Source organism: Streptomyces sp. NPDC040610 (assembly GCF_055594065.1).
Map to the genome: position 1 here is coordinate 268,884 of NZ_JBVIXA010000007.1, position 14,991 is coordinate 283,874.

General features: G+C 72.5%; 13 protein-coding genes. 5 read left to right on the forward strand and 8 right to left on the reverse strand.

Annotation, left to right across the window (positions count from 1 at the left end; genetic code table 11):
* Positions 1 to 5: 5 nt before the first annotated feature.
* From ACZ6AA_RS24865 to ACZ6AA_RS24900, 8 genes are all read right to left on the reverse strand, one after another.
* Positions 6 to 1,025 carry an ABC transporter permease gene (locus tag ACZ6AA_RS24865; protein WP_468454744.1) on the reverse strand — a complete coding sequence of 340 codons (1,020 nt, stop codon included), beginning with the start codon at positions 1,023 to 1,025 and terminating at the stop codon, positions 6 to 8.
* Complete coding sequence (locus tag ACZ6AA_RS24870) at positions 1,022 to 2,608, reverse strand: sugar ABC transporter ATP-binding protein (RefSeq protein WP_471460027.1); 1,587 nt, start codon at positions 2,606 to 2,608, stop codon at positions 1,022 to 1,024. The genes ACZ6AA_RS24865 and ACZ6AA_RS24870 overlap by 4 nt, the downstream gene beginning before the upstream one ends.
* A gap of 212 nt (positions 2,609 to 2,820) precedes the next feature.
* Positions 2,821 to 4,002 (reverse strand): ROK family transcriptional regulator, encoded by a 1,182-nt coding sequence (locus ACZ6AA_RS24875; RefSeq protein ID WP_289944158.1) that lies wholly within the window; start codon positions 4,000 to 4,002, stop codon positions 2,821 to 2,823.
* A 317-nt stretch (positions 4,003 to 4,319) separates the two neighbouring features.
* Positions 4,320 to 4,997 (reverse strand): GntR family transcriptional regulator, encoded by a 678-nt coding sequence (locus ACZ6AA_RS24880; protein ID WP_468454740.1) that lies wholly within the window; start codon positions 4,995 to 4,997, stop codon positions 4,320 to 4,322.
* Between the two features lie 145 nt (positions 4,998 to 5,142).
* Positions 5,143 to 6,090, reverse strand: a complete 948-nt coding sequence (locus tag ACZ6AA_RS24885) for a beta-ketoacyl-ACP synthase III (RefSeq protein WP_468454738.1) — start codon at positions 6,088 to 6,090, stop codon at positions 5,143 to 5,145.
* 132 nt (positions 6,091 to 6,222) lie between these two features.
* Positions 6,223 to 6,384: an MFS transporter small subunit gene (locus ACZ6AA_RS24890; protein WP_468454736.1), complete on the reverse strand. Its 162-nt coding sequence runs from the start codon at positions 6,382 to 6,384 to the stop codon at positions 6,223 to 6,225.
* On the reverse strand, positions 6,341 to 7,687 hold the full coding sequence (locus ACZ6AA_RS24895; protein ID WP_471460030.1) for an OFA family MFS transporter: 1,347 nt from the start codon (positions 7,685 to 7,687) through the stop codon (positions 6,341 to 6,343). The genes ACZ6AA_RS24890 and ACZ6AA_RS24895 overlap by 44 nt, the downstream gene beginning before the upstream one ends.
* A gap of 197 nt (positions 7,688 to 7,884) precedes the next feature.
* A complete protein-coding gene (locus ACZ6AA_RS24900) occupies positions 7,885 to 8,841 on the reverse strand; it encodes a LysR family transcriptional regulator (protein ID WP_468454733.1) in 957 nt (318 codons plus the stop codon).
* 84 nt (positions 8,842 to 8,925) lie between these two features.
* Here ACZ6AA_RS24900 and ACZ6AA_RS24905 point away from each other — a divergent pair, with 84 nt between their 5' ends.
* From ACZ6AA_RS24905 to ACZ6AA_RS24925, 5 genes are all read left to right on the forward strand, one after another.
* Complete coding sequence (locus ACZ6AA_RS24905; protein ID WP_468482603.1) at positions 8,926 to 9,696, forward strand: TSUP family transporter; 771 nt, start codon at positions 8,926 to 8,928, stop codon at positions 9,694 to 9,696.
* A gap of 4 nt (positions 9,697 to 9,700) precedes the next feature.
* Positions 9,701 to 10,237 carry a hypothetical protein gene (locus ACZ6AA_RS24910; RefSeq protein ID WP_468454729.1) on the forward strand — a complete coding sequence of 179 codons (537 nt, stop codon included), beginning with the start codon at positions 9,701 to 9,703 and terminating at the stop codon, positions 10,235 to 10,237.
* Between the two features lie 204 nt (positions 10,238 to 10,441).
* Positions 10,442 to 11,869, forward strand: coding sequence for a rifampin monooxygenase (gene rox / locus ACZ6AA_RS24915; RefSeq protein ID WP_471460032.1), 1,428 nt, complete (start codon positions 10,442 to 10,444; stop codon positions 11,867 to 11,869).
* A gap of 165 nt (positions 11,870 to 12,034) precedes the next feature.
* Positions 12,035 to 13,015 carry a 2-dehydropantoate 2-reductase gene (locus ACZ6AA_RS24920; RefSeq protein WP_471460034.1) on the forward strand — a complete coding sequence of 327 codons (981 nt, stop codon included), beginning with the start codon at positions 12,035 to 12,037 and terminating at the stop codon, positions 13,013 to 13,015.
* Positions 13,012 to 14,991, forward strand: a complete 1,980-nt coding sequence (locus tag ACZ6AA_RS24925) for a molybdopterin oxidoreductase family protein (protein ID WP_471460036.1) — start codon at positions 13,012 to 13,014, stop codon at positions 14,989 to 14,991. The genes ACZ6AA_RS24920 and ACZ6AA_RS24925 overlap by 4 nt, the downstream gene beginning before the upstream one ends.

The window sequence follows — 14,991 nt, forward strand, 5'->3', positions numbered from 1 at the left end:
ACCCCTTACGTGGTAGCCGTACGCCGCTGGACGAGGACCGCGGCCACGATGATCGCGCCCTTGGCGATCTGCTGGACGGCGGTCTCCAGGTTGTTGAGCGCGAAGATGTTGGTGATCGTGGTGAAGATCAGGACGCCGAGCACGGACCCGGTGATCGTGCCCCGGCCCCCGCTGAGCAACGTGCCGCCGATGATCACGGCCGCGATGGCGTCCAGCTCGTACAGATTGCCGTTGGTGTTCTGACCCGACCCCGCGAGGACGATCAGCAGGAAGGCCGCGATGCCGCAGCACAGCCCCGAGAGGAGATACAGATAGAGCCGCTGCCGCCGTACGTCGATGCCCGCGAGCCGCGCCGCCTCGGCGTTGCCGCCCACCGCCACCGACCGCCGCCCGAAGGTCGTGCGGTTCAGCAACAGCCAGCCGACCACCGTCACGGCCGCGAAGACGATCACGAGCGGCGGGATGCCGAGGACGTAGTGCTCGCGCTCCCCCAGCTTCAGGACGCCGTCCACGGTGACCATCTGGGTCTTGCCGTCGGTGATCTCAAGGGCGAGGCCGCGGCCCGAGGCGAGCATGGCCAGCGTCGCGATGAACGGCACGATCCCGCCGTACGCGATCAGCAGCCCGTTCACGAGCCCGCAGCCCAGACCCACGATCACGGCCGTGAACAGGATCCCGGCGAAGCCGTACTCCTGCGTGGCCACCGTCGTCGCCCACACCGACGCCAGCGCGACGATCGCACCCACCGACAGGTCGATGCCGCCGGAGATGATCACGAAGGTCATGCCGACCGTGACGACGCCGATCACCGACGCCTGAGTGAGGATCAGCTGCAGATTGTCGGTGTCGAGGAACGCGTCGGGCTCCGTGACACCACCGATCACGACGAGGGTGGCGAGCACGCCGAGCAGCGACAGCGTGCGCATGTCGACGCGGGGGACGAGGGACCGCCACGGGCTCTTGTGGTCGTCGGCCGGCGGACTCTTCTCGGTGACGGGCCGGGCGGGCGATGCGGGCTGCGTCATGACGCCGGGCTTCCTTCCGTGGTGGCGGGGCCGTGGGGGCCCTCGGTGAGGGTCGGTCCTGGCGCGCTCGATGCCAGGACGAGGTCGAGTACGCGGTGTTCGTCGAGGTCGTGCGCGGGTGCGGTGTGGACGACCCGGCCCTCGCGCAGGACGAGGACGCGGTCGGCTAGGCCGAGGACCTCCGGCACCTCGCTGGAGACGAGGAGGACGGCGAGGCCCTCGTCGGCGAGCCGCCGGATGACGGTGTACAGCTCGGCGCGGGCGCCGACGTCGACGCCGCGGGTCGGCTCGTCGAGCAGCAGGACGCGGCAGCCGCGCAGCAGCCACCGGGCGAGGACCGCCTTCTGCTGGTTGCCGCCGGAGAGGGTGCGCACGGGGACCGAGGGATTGTCGGGCCGCAGCGACAGCTCCCGCGTCGCGGTGCGCGCGGCCTCGCGCTCCTTCGACCGGTCCAGCCAACCCCCGTACGAGAAACGGGACATGGAGGACACGGACACATTGCGGGTGACGGACTCCAGCATGAGCAGGCCCTGCGCCTTGCGCTCCTCGGGGGCGAGACCGAGCCCGGCGCGTACCGCGGCGCGGACGCTTCCGGGCCGCAACACCCTTCCTTCGACCCGGACTTGACCACCCGTCGGCTTGCGGGCGCCGTAGATGGTCTCCAGGATCTCCGAACGCCCGGAGCCGACGAGCCCGGCGAGTCCGACGATCTCACCGGGGCGCAGTTCGAGGTCGAGGGGCGCGAACTCGCCGTCCCTGGTGAGGCCTTGTACGACGAGCACAGGTTCGGGCCGGGGGGCGCCCTCCTGATCGCGAGGCGTCCGCTCCGGGAAGACGTACTCGACGTTGCGACCCGTCATCAGGGCGATGACCTCGCGTGTCGGTGTCTCCTTGGCGGGCAGGCCGACGGCGACGGCGCGGCCGTCCTTCAGGACGGTGACGCGGTCGCCGATGCGCCGGATCTCCTCCAGGCGGTGGGAGATGTAGACGACGGCGACGCCGTCGGCCGTCAGATCGCCCACGATGCGGAAGAGGTTGTCGACCTCGTCCGGGTCGAGCGCGGCGGACGGCTCGTCCATGACGATCAGCCGCACCTCGTGGGAGAGCGCGCGGGCCATCGACACGATCTGCTGCTGGGCCGCGGACAGGTCCCCGACGAGCCGCGCCGGGTCGATCTCGCTGTGTCCGAGCCGCCTCAGGAGCGCGGCCGTCGACGCGCGTGCGTCGCGGCCGCGCACCATGAAACCGGCGGCGGTCGGCTCGTGCCCGAGGTAGACGTTCTCGGCGACGGACAGGCCCTCCACCAGGTCGAGTTCCTGGTAGATGGTGGCGATGCCGAGGCGCATGGCGGCGATCGGCGAGCGCAGGGTGACCTCGTCGCCGCGCCAGGCGATGGTGCCGTCGTCCGGCTGGTGGGCGCCTGCGAGGACCTTGATGAGCGTGGACTTGCCGGCGCCGTTCTGGCCGAGCAGACAGTGCACCTCACCGGCCTGCACCTGCAGGTCGACGCCGTCGAGCGCGCGGACGCCGGGGAACGACTTGGTGATGCCGGACATGGTGAGCAGGGGTGGTTCTGGTGCCATGACGGTTCCCTCGGGGGGTGCGGCCGGTTTCAGGGCAGAGCAGGGCGAAGGGGAGAGCGTTGGGACGGAGTTGATGGAGCTGACGGAGCCGATGGGTGCGCTGGATCCGATGGAGCCGACGGGGAAGGGCAGGGCGATCTTGTTAAGGGCATGACAATATCGATCAAGGTGCTGCGGCCGTCGCTCGCGCGTACCGCGTACGTCCGGGGCGGCTAGGCCGGGGAGAACAGGTGGTCGCTGATGAGGCGGGCGCCGCCGATGACTCCGGCGGTGGGGCCCAGCTCACCGAGGACGATGGGGAGGTTGCCGGTCGCGAGGGGCAGCGACTGGCGGTAGACCTGGGTGCGGATCGCGGCGAGCAGCGTGTGGCCGAGGCCGGTGACGCCGCCGCCGATCACCACGAGGCCGGGGTTGAAGAAGCTGACGAGGCCCGCGATGACCTGGCCGGTGCGGTTGCCGCCGGCGCGGATCAGGTCGAGGGCGGTGGCGTCACCGGCGGCCGCCGCCGCGGCGACGTCGACGGCCGTGAGCGCGCCGGAGTTCTCGAAGCGGGTGCAGAGCTCCGGCGAACGCCCCTGGTGGGCGGCCTCCTCGGCGTCGCGGGCGAGCGCGGCGCCGCTGAAGTACGCCTCCAGGCAGCCCTTGTTGCCGCACGCGCACGGGCGGCCGTCCGGCTCGACCTGGATGTGGCCGATGTCGCCCGCGCTGCCCGTCGTACCGCGGTACACCTCGCCGCCGACGACGATGCCGCAGCCGATGCCGGTGCCGATCTTGACGCACAGGAAGTCGCCCACGGAGCGGGCGACGCCCGCGTGCTGCTCGCCCATCGCCATCAGGTTCACGTCGTTGTCGACCATCACCGGGCAGCCGAGGTCCTGGCTGAGCGCCTCCCGTACGGGGAAGCCGTCCCAGCCGGGCATGATCGGCGGCGCGACCGGGACGCCCTCGGGGAAGCGGACGGGGCCCGGTACGCCGATACCGGCGCCGTCGAACCCCTCCGCGAGTCCCGAGGCGCGCAACTTGGCCGCCATGGCGAGGACTTGCTCGAAGACCGCGACCGGGCCCTCGCGCACGTCCATGGGCTGGTTGATGTGGCCGAGTACCTCCAGCTCGGCGTTGGTGACGGCGACGTCGACCGAGGTCGCGCCGATGTCCACGCCGAGGAAGCGGAGGGCCGGGGCCAGGCGGATGTTGTGGGAGCGGCGGCCGCCTCGGGACGCCGCGAGGCCGTCGGCGACCACCAGGCCTGTTTCCAGGAGGCGGTCCACCTCCACGGCCAGTTTGGACCGGGAGAGGTCGACCTGGTCGCCCAGTTGGGCGCGGGAGTTGGGCCCTCCGTCGCGCAGCAGCCGCAGTAGCCGCGCCTGGTGCGCGTTGGCGGGTCGAGCCGTCATACGTCTCACGCGCCCCTCCCCGCCTGTTCGGCCGAATCCCGTGTGTGTTCGTTGGGCTTTCGAGGGGAACGTAGCAGCGGTTGCCGGAGCTGGGAAGAAGTTGCGCCCGAATTCCCTCCGACTTTCTCCAGTCCGAGGACAAAGGGGGGTGGGGTGGGGCCTTGCCAGGGGCCCCCAATCCCGCCCCTTCCCGAAACCGGGGCTCCGCCCCGGACCCCGTATCGGCGCTCCGCGCCTCGTCCTCAAGCGCCGGACGGGCTGAAAAGAGGGGGTGGGGGCCATGGGCGGGTGGGACAGGCCACCCCGGACAGGCCCGGTCAGGGCGCCTCACGCGCGTGGTACGTCTTCCGCGTGTGCTCCGTATGCGCCCGCATGACCTCCGTCGCCCGGGCTTCGTCCCGGGCGGCGATCGCGGCGATGAGTTCGCGATGCTCGATCCAGGACTGCTTGCCGCGCTGCCGGGCCACCGGCGTGTAGTACCAGCGGACGCGCCGGTCGACCTGCCCGGCCAGCTCGGCGAGGACGACGTTCCCGGCCAGTTCCATCACCTTGGCGTGGAACGCCGCGTTCGTGGCGACGACGAGGTCCACGTCGCCGTCGGCGACGGCCGACTCGCCCTTGGCGCACAGCTCTTCGAGGGCGGTGATCCCGGCCGTACCGGCGTTGGCGGCGGCGAGCCGCGCGGCCTCGGCCTCCAAGAGGGTGCGGACGGTGAGGAGTTGGTCGGCCTCCTCCTCCGTCGGCTCGTGCACGAACGCCCCCTGCGCGGGCCGCAGATCCACCCACCCCTCGGTGTTCAGCCGCTGCAGCGCCTCACGCACGGGCTGCCTGGACACCCCCAGGTGCCCGGCGAGTTCGCTCTCGACGAGGTGCTGGCCGGGGCGCAGGGCGCGCGTGGTGATGAGTTCCAGCAGCGCCTCGTAGACCCGTTCGCGCAGCGGGCCCGGCCGTTCCAACTTGGGCACCGTCCCCTGTGGCAGTCCTGCGGACAACATCCCGGCCCCCTCCTGGACGACGTCAAGCCAAGTCAAGCCAAACGGATTGGCTTTTGTCTACAGTTTACCGAGCGCAAGGGCCAGTACCAGGGGCAGTTGGACGCGTCACAACGGCGGACGGCATCTCGCGCGAGCAAAGGCCGCCTCACGGACAGCGCACGACCTGCCCCGCGTACGACAGGTTCCCCCCGAACCCGAACAGCAGCACCGGATCCCCCTTGGAGATCTCGCCCCGCTCGACCAGCTTGGACAGGGCGAGCGGCACCGAAGCGGCCGAGGTGTTCCCGGAGTCCACCACGTCCCGCGCGACGACCGCGTTGACGGCGCCGATGCGCTCGGCGAGCGGCTCGACGATGCGCAGGTTGGCCTGGTGCAGGACGACCGCCGCGAGGTCGGCGGGGACCAGACCGGCGCGTTCGCAGGCGGCGCGGGCCAGCGGCGGCAGCCGCGTGGTGGCCCACCGGTAGACGCTCTGCCCCTCCTGTGCGAACCGCGGCGGCATCCCCTCGATGCGCACCGCGTGCCCCATCTCCGGCACCGAGCCCCACAGGACCGGCCCGATCCCGGGCTCCTCCCCCTCCGCGCACGGCTCGACGACGGCCGCACCCGCCCCGTCGCCGACGAGCACGCACGTCGTGCGGTCGGTCCAGTCCGTGACGTCGGACATCTTGTCGGCGCCGATGACCAGCGCCCGGCTCGCCGCCCCGGCCCGTACGGCGTGGTCGGCGGTGGCGAGCGCGTGCGTGAAGCCCGCGCAGACGACGTTGACGTCCATCGCGGCGGGCGAGGCGAGGCCGAGGCGGGCGGCGACCCGCGCGGCCATGTTCGGCGAGCGGTCGATGGCCGTGGACGTGGCGACGACGACCAGGTCCACGGACGACGGCGCGCTGCCCGCGGAGGCGAGCGCCTTCGCGGCGGCGTGCGCGGCGAGCTCGTCGACCGGCTCCTCGGGGCCCCCGATGTGGCGGGTGCGGATGCCCACCCGGGAACGGATCCACTCGTCGCTGGTGTCGACCATGCCCGTCAAGTCGTCGTTCGTGAGCACCTTGGCGGGCTGGTAGTGGCCGACGGCGGCGATGCGTGAGCCGGGCATGGGCGGATCCCCTCGTGGTGCAGGCAGTGCGGGACGTGCGTGACCGTCCAGTCTGCTCAGCGACTCACGGGTAACAGGTGAGGTAATGCGACAGGAAAGGGGCGTCCGCTTTGGATGCTTCGCCACATCGTGTCACCCGGTGAAGAGCTGTTTGGCCTTGTGTACGAGCTCGTAGACGCCGTACGCGAGCGGAAGGGCGACCCAGAGCCAGGCCCCGACGATCAGCGGGCGGCGGCGCGGCAGGTCCTGGTCACTTGCGTGCGGCTGATCCGGCGGCGTCGGCGGCGTTGTCATCGGACGGCTCCTTCGGGGCGGAGATGTGGTGGCGGGCGTGCACGGGACGTACCAGCTCATTGGCCACGAACCCGATGACGAGCAGGCCGATCATGATGGACAGGGAGACGCCGTAGAGGCCGGGGCCGTGCTTGCCCGCCTCCTCCTGGCGGTCGGCCACCCAGTTCACGATCAGCGGGCCGAGCACCCCGGCGAGCGACCAGGCGGTGAGCAGCCGCCCGTGGATCGCGCCGACCTGGTAGGTGCCGAAGAGGTCCTTCAAGTACGCCGGGATGGTCGCGAAGCCGCCGCCGTAGAAGGAGAGGATGACCAGGGCACAGACGATGAACAGAGGCTTGGAGTCGTCGCCGAAGCGGGCGATGAGGAGGTACATGAGCGCGCCCGCGCCCAGGTAGAGGCGGTAGACGTTCTTGCGGCCGACGAGGTCGGACGCGGACGACCAGCCGATGCGGCCCGCCATGTTCGCCGCCGAGAGCAGCGCGACGAAGCCCGCGGCCGCCGACGCGGAGACGGGCGTCGAGGTGTCCGCGAAGAAGTCGGTGATCATCGGCGCGGCCTTCTCCAGGATGCCGATCCCCGCGGTCACGTTCATGCACAGGACCACCCACAGGCACCAGAACTGCGGGGTGCGCACAGCCTGCCGCGCCGACACCTGCGGCCCGTCCAGCGGCGCCGGAGCCCCGGGGGCACGCGCGCCCTCCGACCTCGGCACCCGCACCAGGACCACGCCGAGCGCCATGAACACCGCGTACGTCAGACCGTGCACCAAAAACGCGAGCGCGATGCCCGAGGAGTCGGAGCCGAACGCCTCCAGCATCTGCGCCGACCACGGCGAGGCGATCAGCGCGCCGCCGCCGAAGCCCATGATCGCGATGCCGGTGGCCATGCCCGGGCGGTCGGGGAACCACTTGATGAGCGTGGACACCGGGGAGATGTAGCCGATGCCGAGCCCGATGCCGCCGACGAAGCCGTAGCCGAGGACGATCAGCCAGTACTGGCGGGTCGCGGCGCCGAGCGCGGCGATCAGGAAGCCGGAGGAGAAGCAGACGAGCGCGACGGACATCGCCCAGCGCGGCCCATTGCGCTCCACGAGGGTGCCGCCGAACGCGGCGGACAGGCCGAGCATGACGATGCCGAGCTGGAACGGCAGCGCGCTCTGGGTGCCGCTGAGGTCGAGCGCGGACTCCAGGGGCGGTTTGAACACACTCCAGGCATAGGCCTGGCCGATCGAGAGATGCACCGACAGGGCGGCGGGCGGCACGAGCCAGCGGCTCCAGCCGGGGGGTGCGACGGGGGGCCTCATGATCCCGAACGGTAGGAATCAAGGAGGCCGTTGGGAAGGGGGCGGACCGGGATTCGTCGACGGTATGCAATGTTCGGGTGCGGTGTTTGAGCGTTCTGTACGGGTGTGATGTCCGAGTACGCGGCCGGGCTGCACGGGTGCGGTGTCCGGGTACGCGGCCGGGCTGTACGCGTGCGGCGTCCGGGGACGCGGCCGGACTACCGGTCGGCCGCCTCGGCACCCCCGCCGAACGCCACCGCCGCGTCCCCGCCGCCGAACGCGCCCTCCGCGAGCGCCGCCCGCCGCAAGTGCTCGGCCAGCGCCCGCGTCGCCGTCGACGCGGATCCGTCCGTGACGCCCCAGGCCAGCAGGTGGTGGCGGCGCGCCCAGGGCTCCCGCAGTGCGCACACGTCGAGGGGCCGGCGGGGGTCGACGGCGCGGCGCGGTACGACGGCGAGGCCGACCCCGGCGGCGGCGAGGGAGACGAGGACGTCGAGGTCGGACGCGGTGGTGCGGTGGCGTACGACCGGCGCGTGCGGGCCGAGGTGCGACTCGATCCAGCGGCGCAGCGAGGAGCCCGCGTCGAGGCCGACGAGCGGGTGCTCGGCGACCTCGTCATAGGTCAGCGCGGCCCGTCCGGAGAGCACCCCGCCCGCCTGGCCGATGACCACGAGCGAGTCGTCCCCGAGGAGTTCCGTGACCAGGCCGCAGTCGCGGGCCTCGTCGTCGACCACGACGCCCAGGTCCGCCTCGCCGTCGGCCAGACGTCGCAGGGTCTGCGGGGTGCGGTGCTCGGACACCGCGACGTCGACGTCCGGGTGGGCGCCGAGGAAGGTGACGAGGGCCTGCGGGACGAGCCGGTAGCGGGCGGAACCCCCGCACAGCAGCTTCAGCGGGGCGGCCGGGGCCCGGGTGTAGCCGGCGACGGCGCTGTCGAGCCGGGCCGTCTGGGCCAGGACCTCACGCGCGTGCCGGGCCAGAGTGGCGCCCGCCGGGGTGGGCCGCACGCCCCGTCTGCCCCGGATCAGGAGCGGCACCCCGGCGTGGTGTTCGAGGGCGCGCACCCGGGCGCTGGCCGAGGGCAGGCTCAGGTGCACACGCCGTGCGCCCGCCGTGATGGAGCCCTCCGTCACGATGCCGAGGAAGAGCCGCAGATCGTCCAGGTCGTAGCGCACCCTGGTCAGCCTATGTCAGGGCCTAAGGCTGGGTACGCGGATCACGCATTGTGGGCGTACCGCCCGGGGGCCGATGCTCGGCAGATGTCCGAGACGCTGTGGGTGCTGCTCGCCGGGGTCGCCGCCGGCGGCCTCAACGCGCTGGGCGGCGGGGGCACGTTCGTGGCGCTGCCCGCGCTGGTCGCGGCCGGGGTGCCGCCCGTGACGGCGAACGCGTCCTCGACCGTCGCCCTGGTGCCGGGGGCGGTGGCGGGCGCCTGGGTCTACCGGCGCGAACTCGGCCCGGTCGGCGCGGTGTCCACGCGGGCCCTCACCGGGGTGAGCGCCCTCGGCGGCGGGCTCGGCGCCGGGCTGCTGCTCACGCTGCCCGCGGCGTCGTTCGAGGCGGCGGTGCCGTGGCTGCTCGCCTTCGCCACGGTGCTCCTGGCCTGCGGCCGCCGTGTCCTCGACGCCTTGGGCGGAGGCTCCGGGGGCTCCGAGGGCCCGGTCGCCCTGGGGCCCCGGGCGGTCCTCGCCGCACAGTTCGCCCTCGCGGTGTACGGCGGATACTTCGGCGGGGCCGTAGGCATCATGATGCTGGCCCTGTGGAGCGTCGGCCTGGGCCTGGACGCCGCGGCGGGCAACCCGATGCGGATCGCGCAGGTCGCCGCGGTGTATCTGACGGCGGCTGCGCTGTTCCTCGTGGCCTCGGACGCCCTGGACACCCCGCTGGTCCTCGGCGCCCTCCTGACGGGCGCGGTGGCCGGTGGCTTCGGGGGCGCCCACCTGGCGCGCCGTCTCCCGGCGCGGCTGCTGCGCGCCGTCGTGCTGACCACGGCGGTCACGATGACGGTCCTGTACTTCGTCCGAGGGTGACGCGATGACCGCACCCGACCCGGCGGCCGCCCCACCGTGGACGGAGGCGGCACGCGCCCGCGTGGCCCTCGCCTACGAGGCGTACGAACTGGCCGAACTCGCCCGCGCCGCCGTCGCCGTGGGCCCGGACGAGCTGCGCGGGGACGGCACCTCGACCGCCCCGGGCAGTGCGCTGGCCGACGCGGTCCGGCTGGTCGGGGCGGCGCACCGGCTGCTGACGGCGGCCGCCGTGTACGAGCGGGCCGCCGGGGCGGACTGGCGGGTGGTCGGGGCCGCGCTGAACGTGTCGGCGGGGGCGGCCCGGCAGCGTTTCGTGGCCGCCGAGGCGCGCTTCCGCGAGCGACCGCGCTCCCCCGGCGACGAGTCCGACGCGGCCGTCGGCAAGCCCGACGGGTGGCGGTCGTACCTGCTCAGGGAGCCGATGGAGGCCGCGCGGGACCTCGACGACTGGGTCCTGCGGCATCAGGACGGCGACGGCGATCTCGGGGGCGCACCGGTGTCCGGCCCCCTGCTCCGGCCCGCGCCCCGCGGCCACCCGTGAACAGCCGCCCGTACGGGCGAGTCCGCCCATACATGCAAGAAGGCAAGGAGTGAAACGCCTCCTTGCCACTCTCAAGGTATAGCGCACGAGGGGGCTTGCGGCAAGGCCCGGGGCATGGCGCACAATGACCGACCCGGGCCACGACCTGGGGAAATCAAGAGTTCGCGAAGTACGTACGCATTTGTTTGCTTCATGGGGGGTTCCATGTTTGACGTGATCATCACCGGCGGCGGCCCGACCGGCTTGATGCTGGCCGCTGAACTGCGGCTGCACGATGTGCGGGTGGTCGTCCTGGAGAAGGAGAAGGAGCCGACCAAGCAGTCCCGTGCGCAGGGGCTGCACGTGCGCAGCATCGAGCTGATGGACCAGCGCGGACTGCTGGAGAAGTTCCTGCCGCTCGGGAAGCAGTTCACGGTCGGGGGCTTCTTCGCCGGTCTCGGCGCCTCGTGGCCCGAGGACCTCGACACCGCGCACTCGTACGTCCTCGGCATCCCGCAGGAGATCACCGAGCGGATCCTCACCGAGCGCGCCACCGAGTCGGGTGTCGAGATCCGGCGCGGCTGCGAGGTGGTGGCGCTGAGCCAGGACGAGGACGGGGTGGAGGTCGGGCTCGCCGACGGCACGCGGCTGCGCTCGCGCTATCTGGTGGGCTGCGACGGCGGCCGCAGCACGGTGCGCAAGCTGCTCGGCGTCGACTTCCCCGGGGAGCCCGCGCGGGTCGAGACCCTGCTCGGCGCGATGGAGCTCGGCGTGTCGCAGGAGACGCTGACGGAGGTCGTGGCGGAGGTCCGCAAGACCCAGCAGCGGTTCGGCGCGATGCCCATGGGGGACGGCCTGTACCGCGTGATCGTGCCCGCCGACGGGGTGTCCGAGGACCGGACGACCCCGCCGACCCTGGAGGAGTTCAAGCAGCAACTGCGGGCGTTCGCCGGGACCGATCTGGGCGCGCACTCGCCGCGCTGGCTGTCCCGGTTCGGCGACGCGACGCGGCAGGCCGAGCGCTACCGGGTCGGCCGGGCGCTGCTCGCGGGCGACGCGGCGCACATCCACCCGCCGACCGGCGGGCAGGGCCTCAACCTCGGCATCCAGGACGCGGTCAACCTCGGCTGGAAGCTGGCCGCCGCCGTGCACGGCTGGGCGCCGGAGGGGCTGCTCGACAGCTACCACGCCGAACGGCACCCGGTGGCCGCGGACGTCCTCGACAACACCCGCGCGCAGATCCACCTGATGTCCGACGACCCGGGCGCGCTCGCGGTGCGCCGGCTCCTCGCGGAGCTGACGGGCTTCGAGAACGTGAACCGGCACCTGATCGAGAAGATCACCGCGATCGGGATCCGCTACGACTTCGGCGCGGGGCACGACCTGCTCGGCCGACGGCTGCGGGACGTGGAGTTGAAGAGGGGCCGCTTGTACGGGCTCATGCACGGCGGCCGCGGGCTGCTGCTCGACCAGACCGGCCGGCTCTCGGTGGCGGGCTGGGCGGACCGGGTCGACCACGTCGTCGACACGAGTGAGGAACTGGACGTGCCCGCGGTCCTGTTGCGGCCGGACGGGCACGTGGCGTGGGCCGGCGAGGACCAGCGGGAGCTGGAGGGCCGGTTGCCCCGGTGGTTCGGGGCCGCCGCGAGCTGACACGGGGTCGGCGAGAGAGGGCTCGCCCAACCCCTTGCTGCCCCAACTTCCATACTGTAGACAATATTCCATCTACCGTGTGTGGCTTCTCGGCCACGCGCGACCAGCGCAGCCTGAGAGCGCTGCCGGTCCGTCGGAACCCTCAACCGAACGGAGCGCGCCATCGTGAAAGTCGCAGTCCTGGGCGCCGGTGCCATCGGCGCCTACGTCGGAGCCGCCCTGCACCGCGCGGGAGCGGACGTCCATCTCGTGGCCCGCGGCCCGCACTTGGCGGCCATGCGGCAGCACGGCGTTCGCGTGCTCAGCCCGCGCGGTGACTTCACCGCGCGGGCCCACGCCACCGCCGACCCGGCCGACATCGGCCCCGTCGACTTCGTCTTCCTCGGCCTGAAGGCCACTTCGTACGCGGCGTGCGGGCCGCTCGTCGAACCGTTGCTGCACGCCGGGACGACCGTGGTCGCCGCCCAGAACGGCATCCCCTGGTGGTACTTCCACCGCCACGGCGGTCCGCACGACGGGCACCGCCTGGAGAGCGTGGACCCGGGCGGCGCCGTCAGCGCGGTGCTCGCGCCGCGCAGGGCCGTCGGCTGCGTGGTGTACGCGGCGACGGAGCTCGCCGAGCCGGGCGTCGTACGGCACTTGGAAGGCACCCGCTTCTCCATCGGCGAGCCGGACCGCACCCGGTCGGCGCGCTGTCTCGACTTCAGCGCGGCGATGCGCGCGGGCGGCCTGAAGTGCCCGGTGGAGCCGGACGTGCGCGGCGACATCTGGATCAAACTGCTCGGCAACATCTCCTTCAACCCGATCAGCGCCCTCGCCCGCGCCACCATGCGCGAGATGTGTCTGCACGGCGGCACCCGCCGCGTCATCGAGATCATGATGGCCGAGACCCTGGCCGTCGCCGCGGCACTCGGCTGCGAGCCGGACATCTCCATCGAGCGGCGGCTGGCGGGCGCCGAGCGCGTCGGCGACCACCGCACCTCCACGCTCCAGGACCTGGAGCGCGGCAAGCCGCTCGAACTCGACGTGCTGCTCGCCGCCGTCGTGGAACTCGCGGAGATCACCGGCGTGCCCGTGCCCACCCTGCGCACCGTGCACGCCCTCTCGGACCTGCTCGCCCACGGCATGAGGAGCGCCGTAGCGTGACCAAGCCAGACCGCACCCGGACCCGGCAGGACCCCGCCCGGGGGAACCGCAAGCGCGACCGCGCCCCCAAGACGTACACCCGCCTCACCCACCCCCTCGTCCGCGACAGCCGCAACGGGCCGCTGCGCGCGGCCAGTTGGGACGAGGCCCTGGCCCGCGCCGCCGACGGCTTCCGGCACGCCCGCGACACGCACGGCCCGGACGCCTTCGCGATGCTCTCCTGCGCCCGCGCCACCAACGAGATGAACTACGTGGCGCAGAAGTTCACCCGCGTCGTCATGGGCACCAACAACGTCGACTCCTGCAACCGCACCTGCCACGCCCCGAGCGTCGCGGGTCTCTCCGCCGCCTTCGGCTCCGGCGGCGGCACCTCGTCCTACGAGGAGGTCGAGCACACCGACCTCATCGTGATGTGGGGCTCCAACGCCCGCTTCGCGCACCCGATCTTCTTCCAGCACGTCCTGAAGGGCATCCGGGGCGGAGCCCGGATGTACGCCGTCGACCCGCGCCGCACCTCCACCGCCGAGTGGGCGGAGAGCTGGCTCGGCCCGAACGTGGGCACGGACATCGCCCTCGCGCACGCCGTCGGCCGCGAGATCATCCACGCGGGCCTGCACAACACCCTGTTCATCGAGCGCGCCACGTCCGGCTTCGCGGAGTACGCCGCGCTGGTCGAGCCGTGGACCCTCACCCTCGCCGAGAAGGTGACGGGCGTGCCCGCCGCCGCGATCCGCGATCTGGCGCACGCGTACGCCACCGCCGAACGCGCCCAGCTCTGCTGGACGCTCGGCATCACCGAGCACCACAACGGCACCGACAACGTCCGGGCGCTCATCAACCTGGCGCTGCTCACCGGGCACGTCGGCCGCTACGGCGCCGGGGTGCAGCCGCTGCGCGGCCAGAACAACGTGCAGGGCGGCGGCGACATGGGCGCCATCCCCAACCGCCTGCCCGGCTTCCAGGACATCCTCGACGACGGGCACCGGCACAAGTTCGAACGGGCCTGGGACACGGTCATCCAGCCGCGGTACGGCATGACGCTCACGGACATGTTCGAGGCCATGGAGAGCGGCGGACTGCGGGCCGTCTACTGCATCGGCGAGAACCCGGCGCAATCGGAGGCCGACAGCGAGCAGGCGGCCCGGCGGCTCGCCGCCCTCGACCATCTGGTCGTGCAGGACATCTTCCTGACGAAGACCGCCGAGATGGCCGACGTGGTCCTTCCCGCCACCGCCGCGTGGGCGGAGACCGACGGCACGACCACCAACAGCGAGCGGCGCGTGCAGCGGGTGCGGGCCGCGCTCACGCCGCCCGGCGAGGCGCGCGAGGACATCGACATCATCTGTGAGGTCGCCGCCCGCCTCGGCCACGACTGGAAGTTCACCGACTCCCGGGCCGTCTGGGACGAACTGCGGTCCCTCTCGCCCGACCACTTCGGCATGACGTACGACCGCCTGGACGAGCACCAGGGCCTCCAGTGGCCCTGCCCCGACCTCGACCGCCTGCCCTCCAGCTTCCTGCACGGGCGGCTCTGGGAGGCCGACCCGGCCCGGCGCGGGCCGCGCGCCCCCTTCGGCCTCGTGCACGACGACCCGCCCGTCGACCTCACCGACGAGTCGTTCCCGCTGCGGCTCACGACGGGGCGGCGGCTCGACTCCTACAACACCGGTGTGCAGAGCGGGAGTTTCGCCTCCCCGCTGCGGCGCGGCGAGTACGTCGAGCTGTGCCCCGAGGACGCGGAGCGGTACGGGGTCGTGGTGGGCGAGGAGGTGCGGGTGTCCTCGCGGCGCGGGGCCGTCGTCGCGCCGGTGTGGGTCGACCCCGGCCTGCGGCCCGGGCTCGCCTTCATGACCATGCACTTTCCCGACGAGGTGGACACCAACCAGCTGACGATCGAGGCGAATTGCCCGATCGCGGGGACAGCCGAGTTCAAGGCGTCCGCGATCCGCATCGAGAAGCTGACTGTGGGGAGTTGA

What these genes read in the sequence shown, in the direction of transcription:
- ACZ6AA_RS24865 (WP_468454744.1), bottom strand. Translation starts at nt 1,025, where the DNA reads ATGACGCAGCCCGCATCGCCCGCCCGGCCCGTCACCGAGAAGAGTCCG.
- ACZ6AA_RS24870 (WP_471460027.1), bottom strand. Translation starts at nt 2,608, where the DNA reads ATGGCACCAGAACCACCCCTGCTCACCATGTCCGGCATCACCAAGTCG.
- ACZ6AA_RS24875 (WP_289944158.1), bottom strand. Translation starts at nt 4,002, where the DNA reads ATGACGGCTCGACCCGCCAACGCGCACCAGGCGCGGCTACTGCGGCTG.
- ACZ6AA_RS24880 (WP_468454740.1), bottom strand. Translation starts at nt 4,997, where the DNA reads ATGTTGTCCGCAGGACTGCCACAGGGGACGGTGCCCAAGTTGGAACGG.
- ACZ6AA_RS24885 (WP_468454738.1), bottom strand. Translation starts at nt 6,090, where the DNA reads ATGCCCGGCTCACGCATCGCCGCCGTCGGCCACTACCAGCCCGCCAAG.
- ACZ6AA_RS24890 (WP_468454736.1), bottom strand. Translation starts at nt 6,384, where the DNA reads ATGACAACGCCGCCGACGCCGCCGGATCAGCCGCACGCAAGTGACCAG.
- ACZ6AA_RS24895 (WP_471460030.1), bottom strand. Translation starts at nt 7,687, where the DNA reads ATGAGGCCCCCCGTCGCACCCCCCGGCTGGAGCCGCTGGCTCGTGCCG.
- ACZ6AA_RS24905 (WP_468482603.1), top strand. Translation starts at nt 8,926, where the DNA reads ATGTCCGAGACGCTGTGGGTGCTGCTCGCCGGGGTCGCCGCCGGCGGC.
- ACZ6AA_RS24910 (WP_468454729.1), top strand. Translation starts at nt 9,701, where the DNA reads ATGACCGCACCCGACCCGGCGGCCGCCCCACCGTGGACGGAGGCGGCA.
- rox (WP_471460032.1), top strand. Translation starts at nt 10,442, where the DNA reads ATGTTTGACGTGATCATCACCGGCGGCGGCCCGACCGGCTTGATGCTG.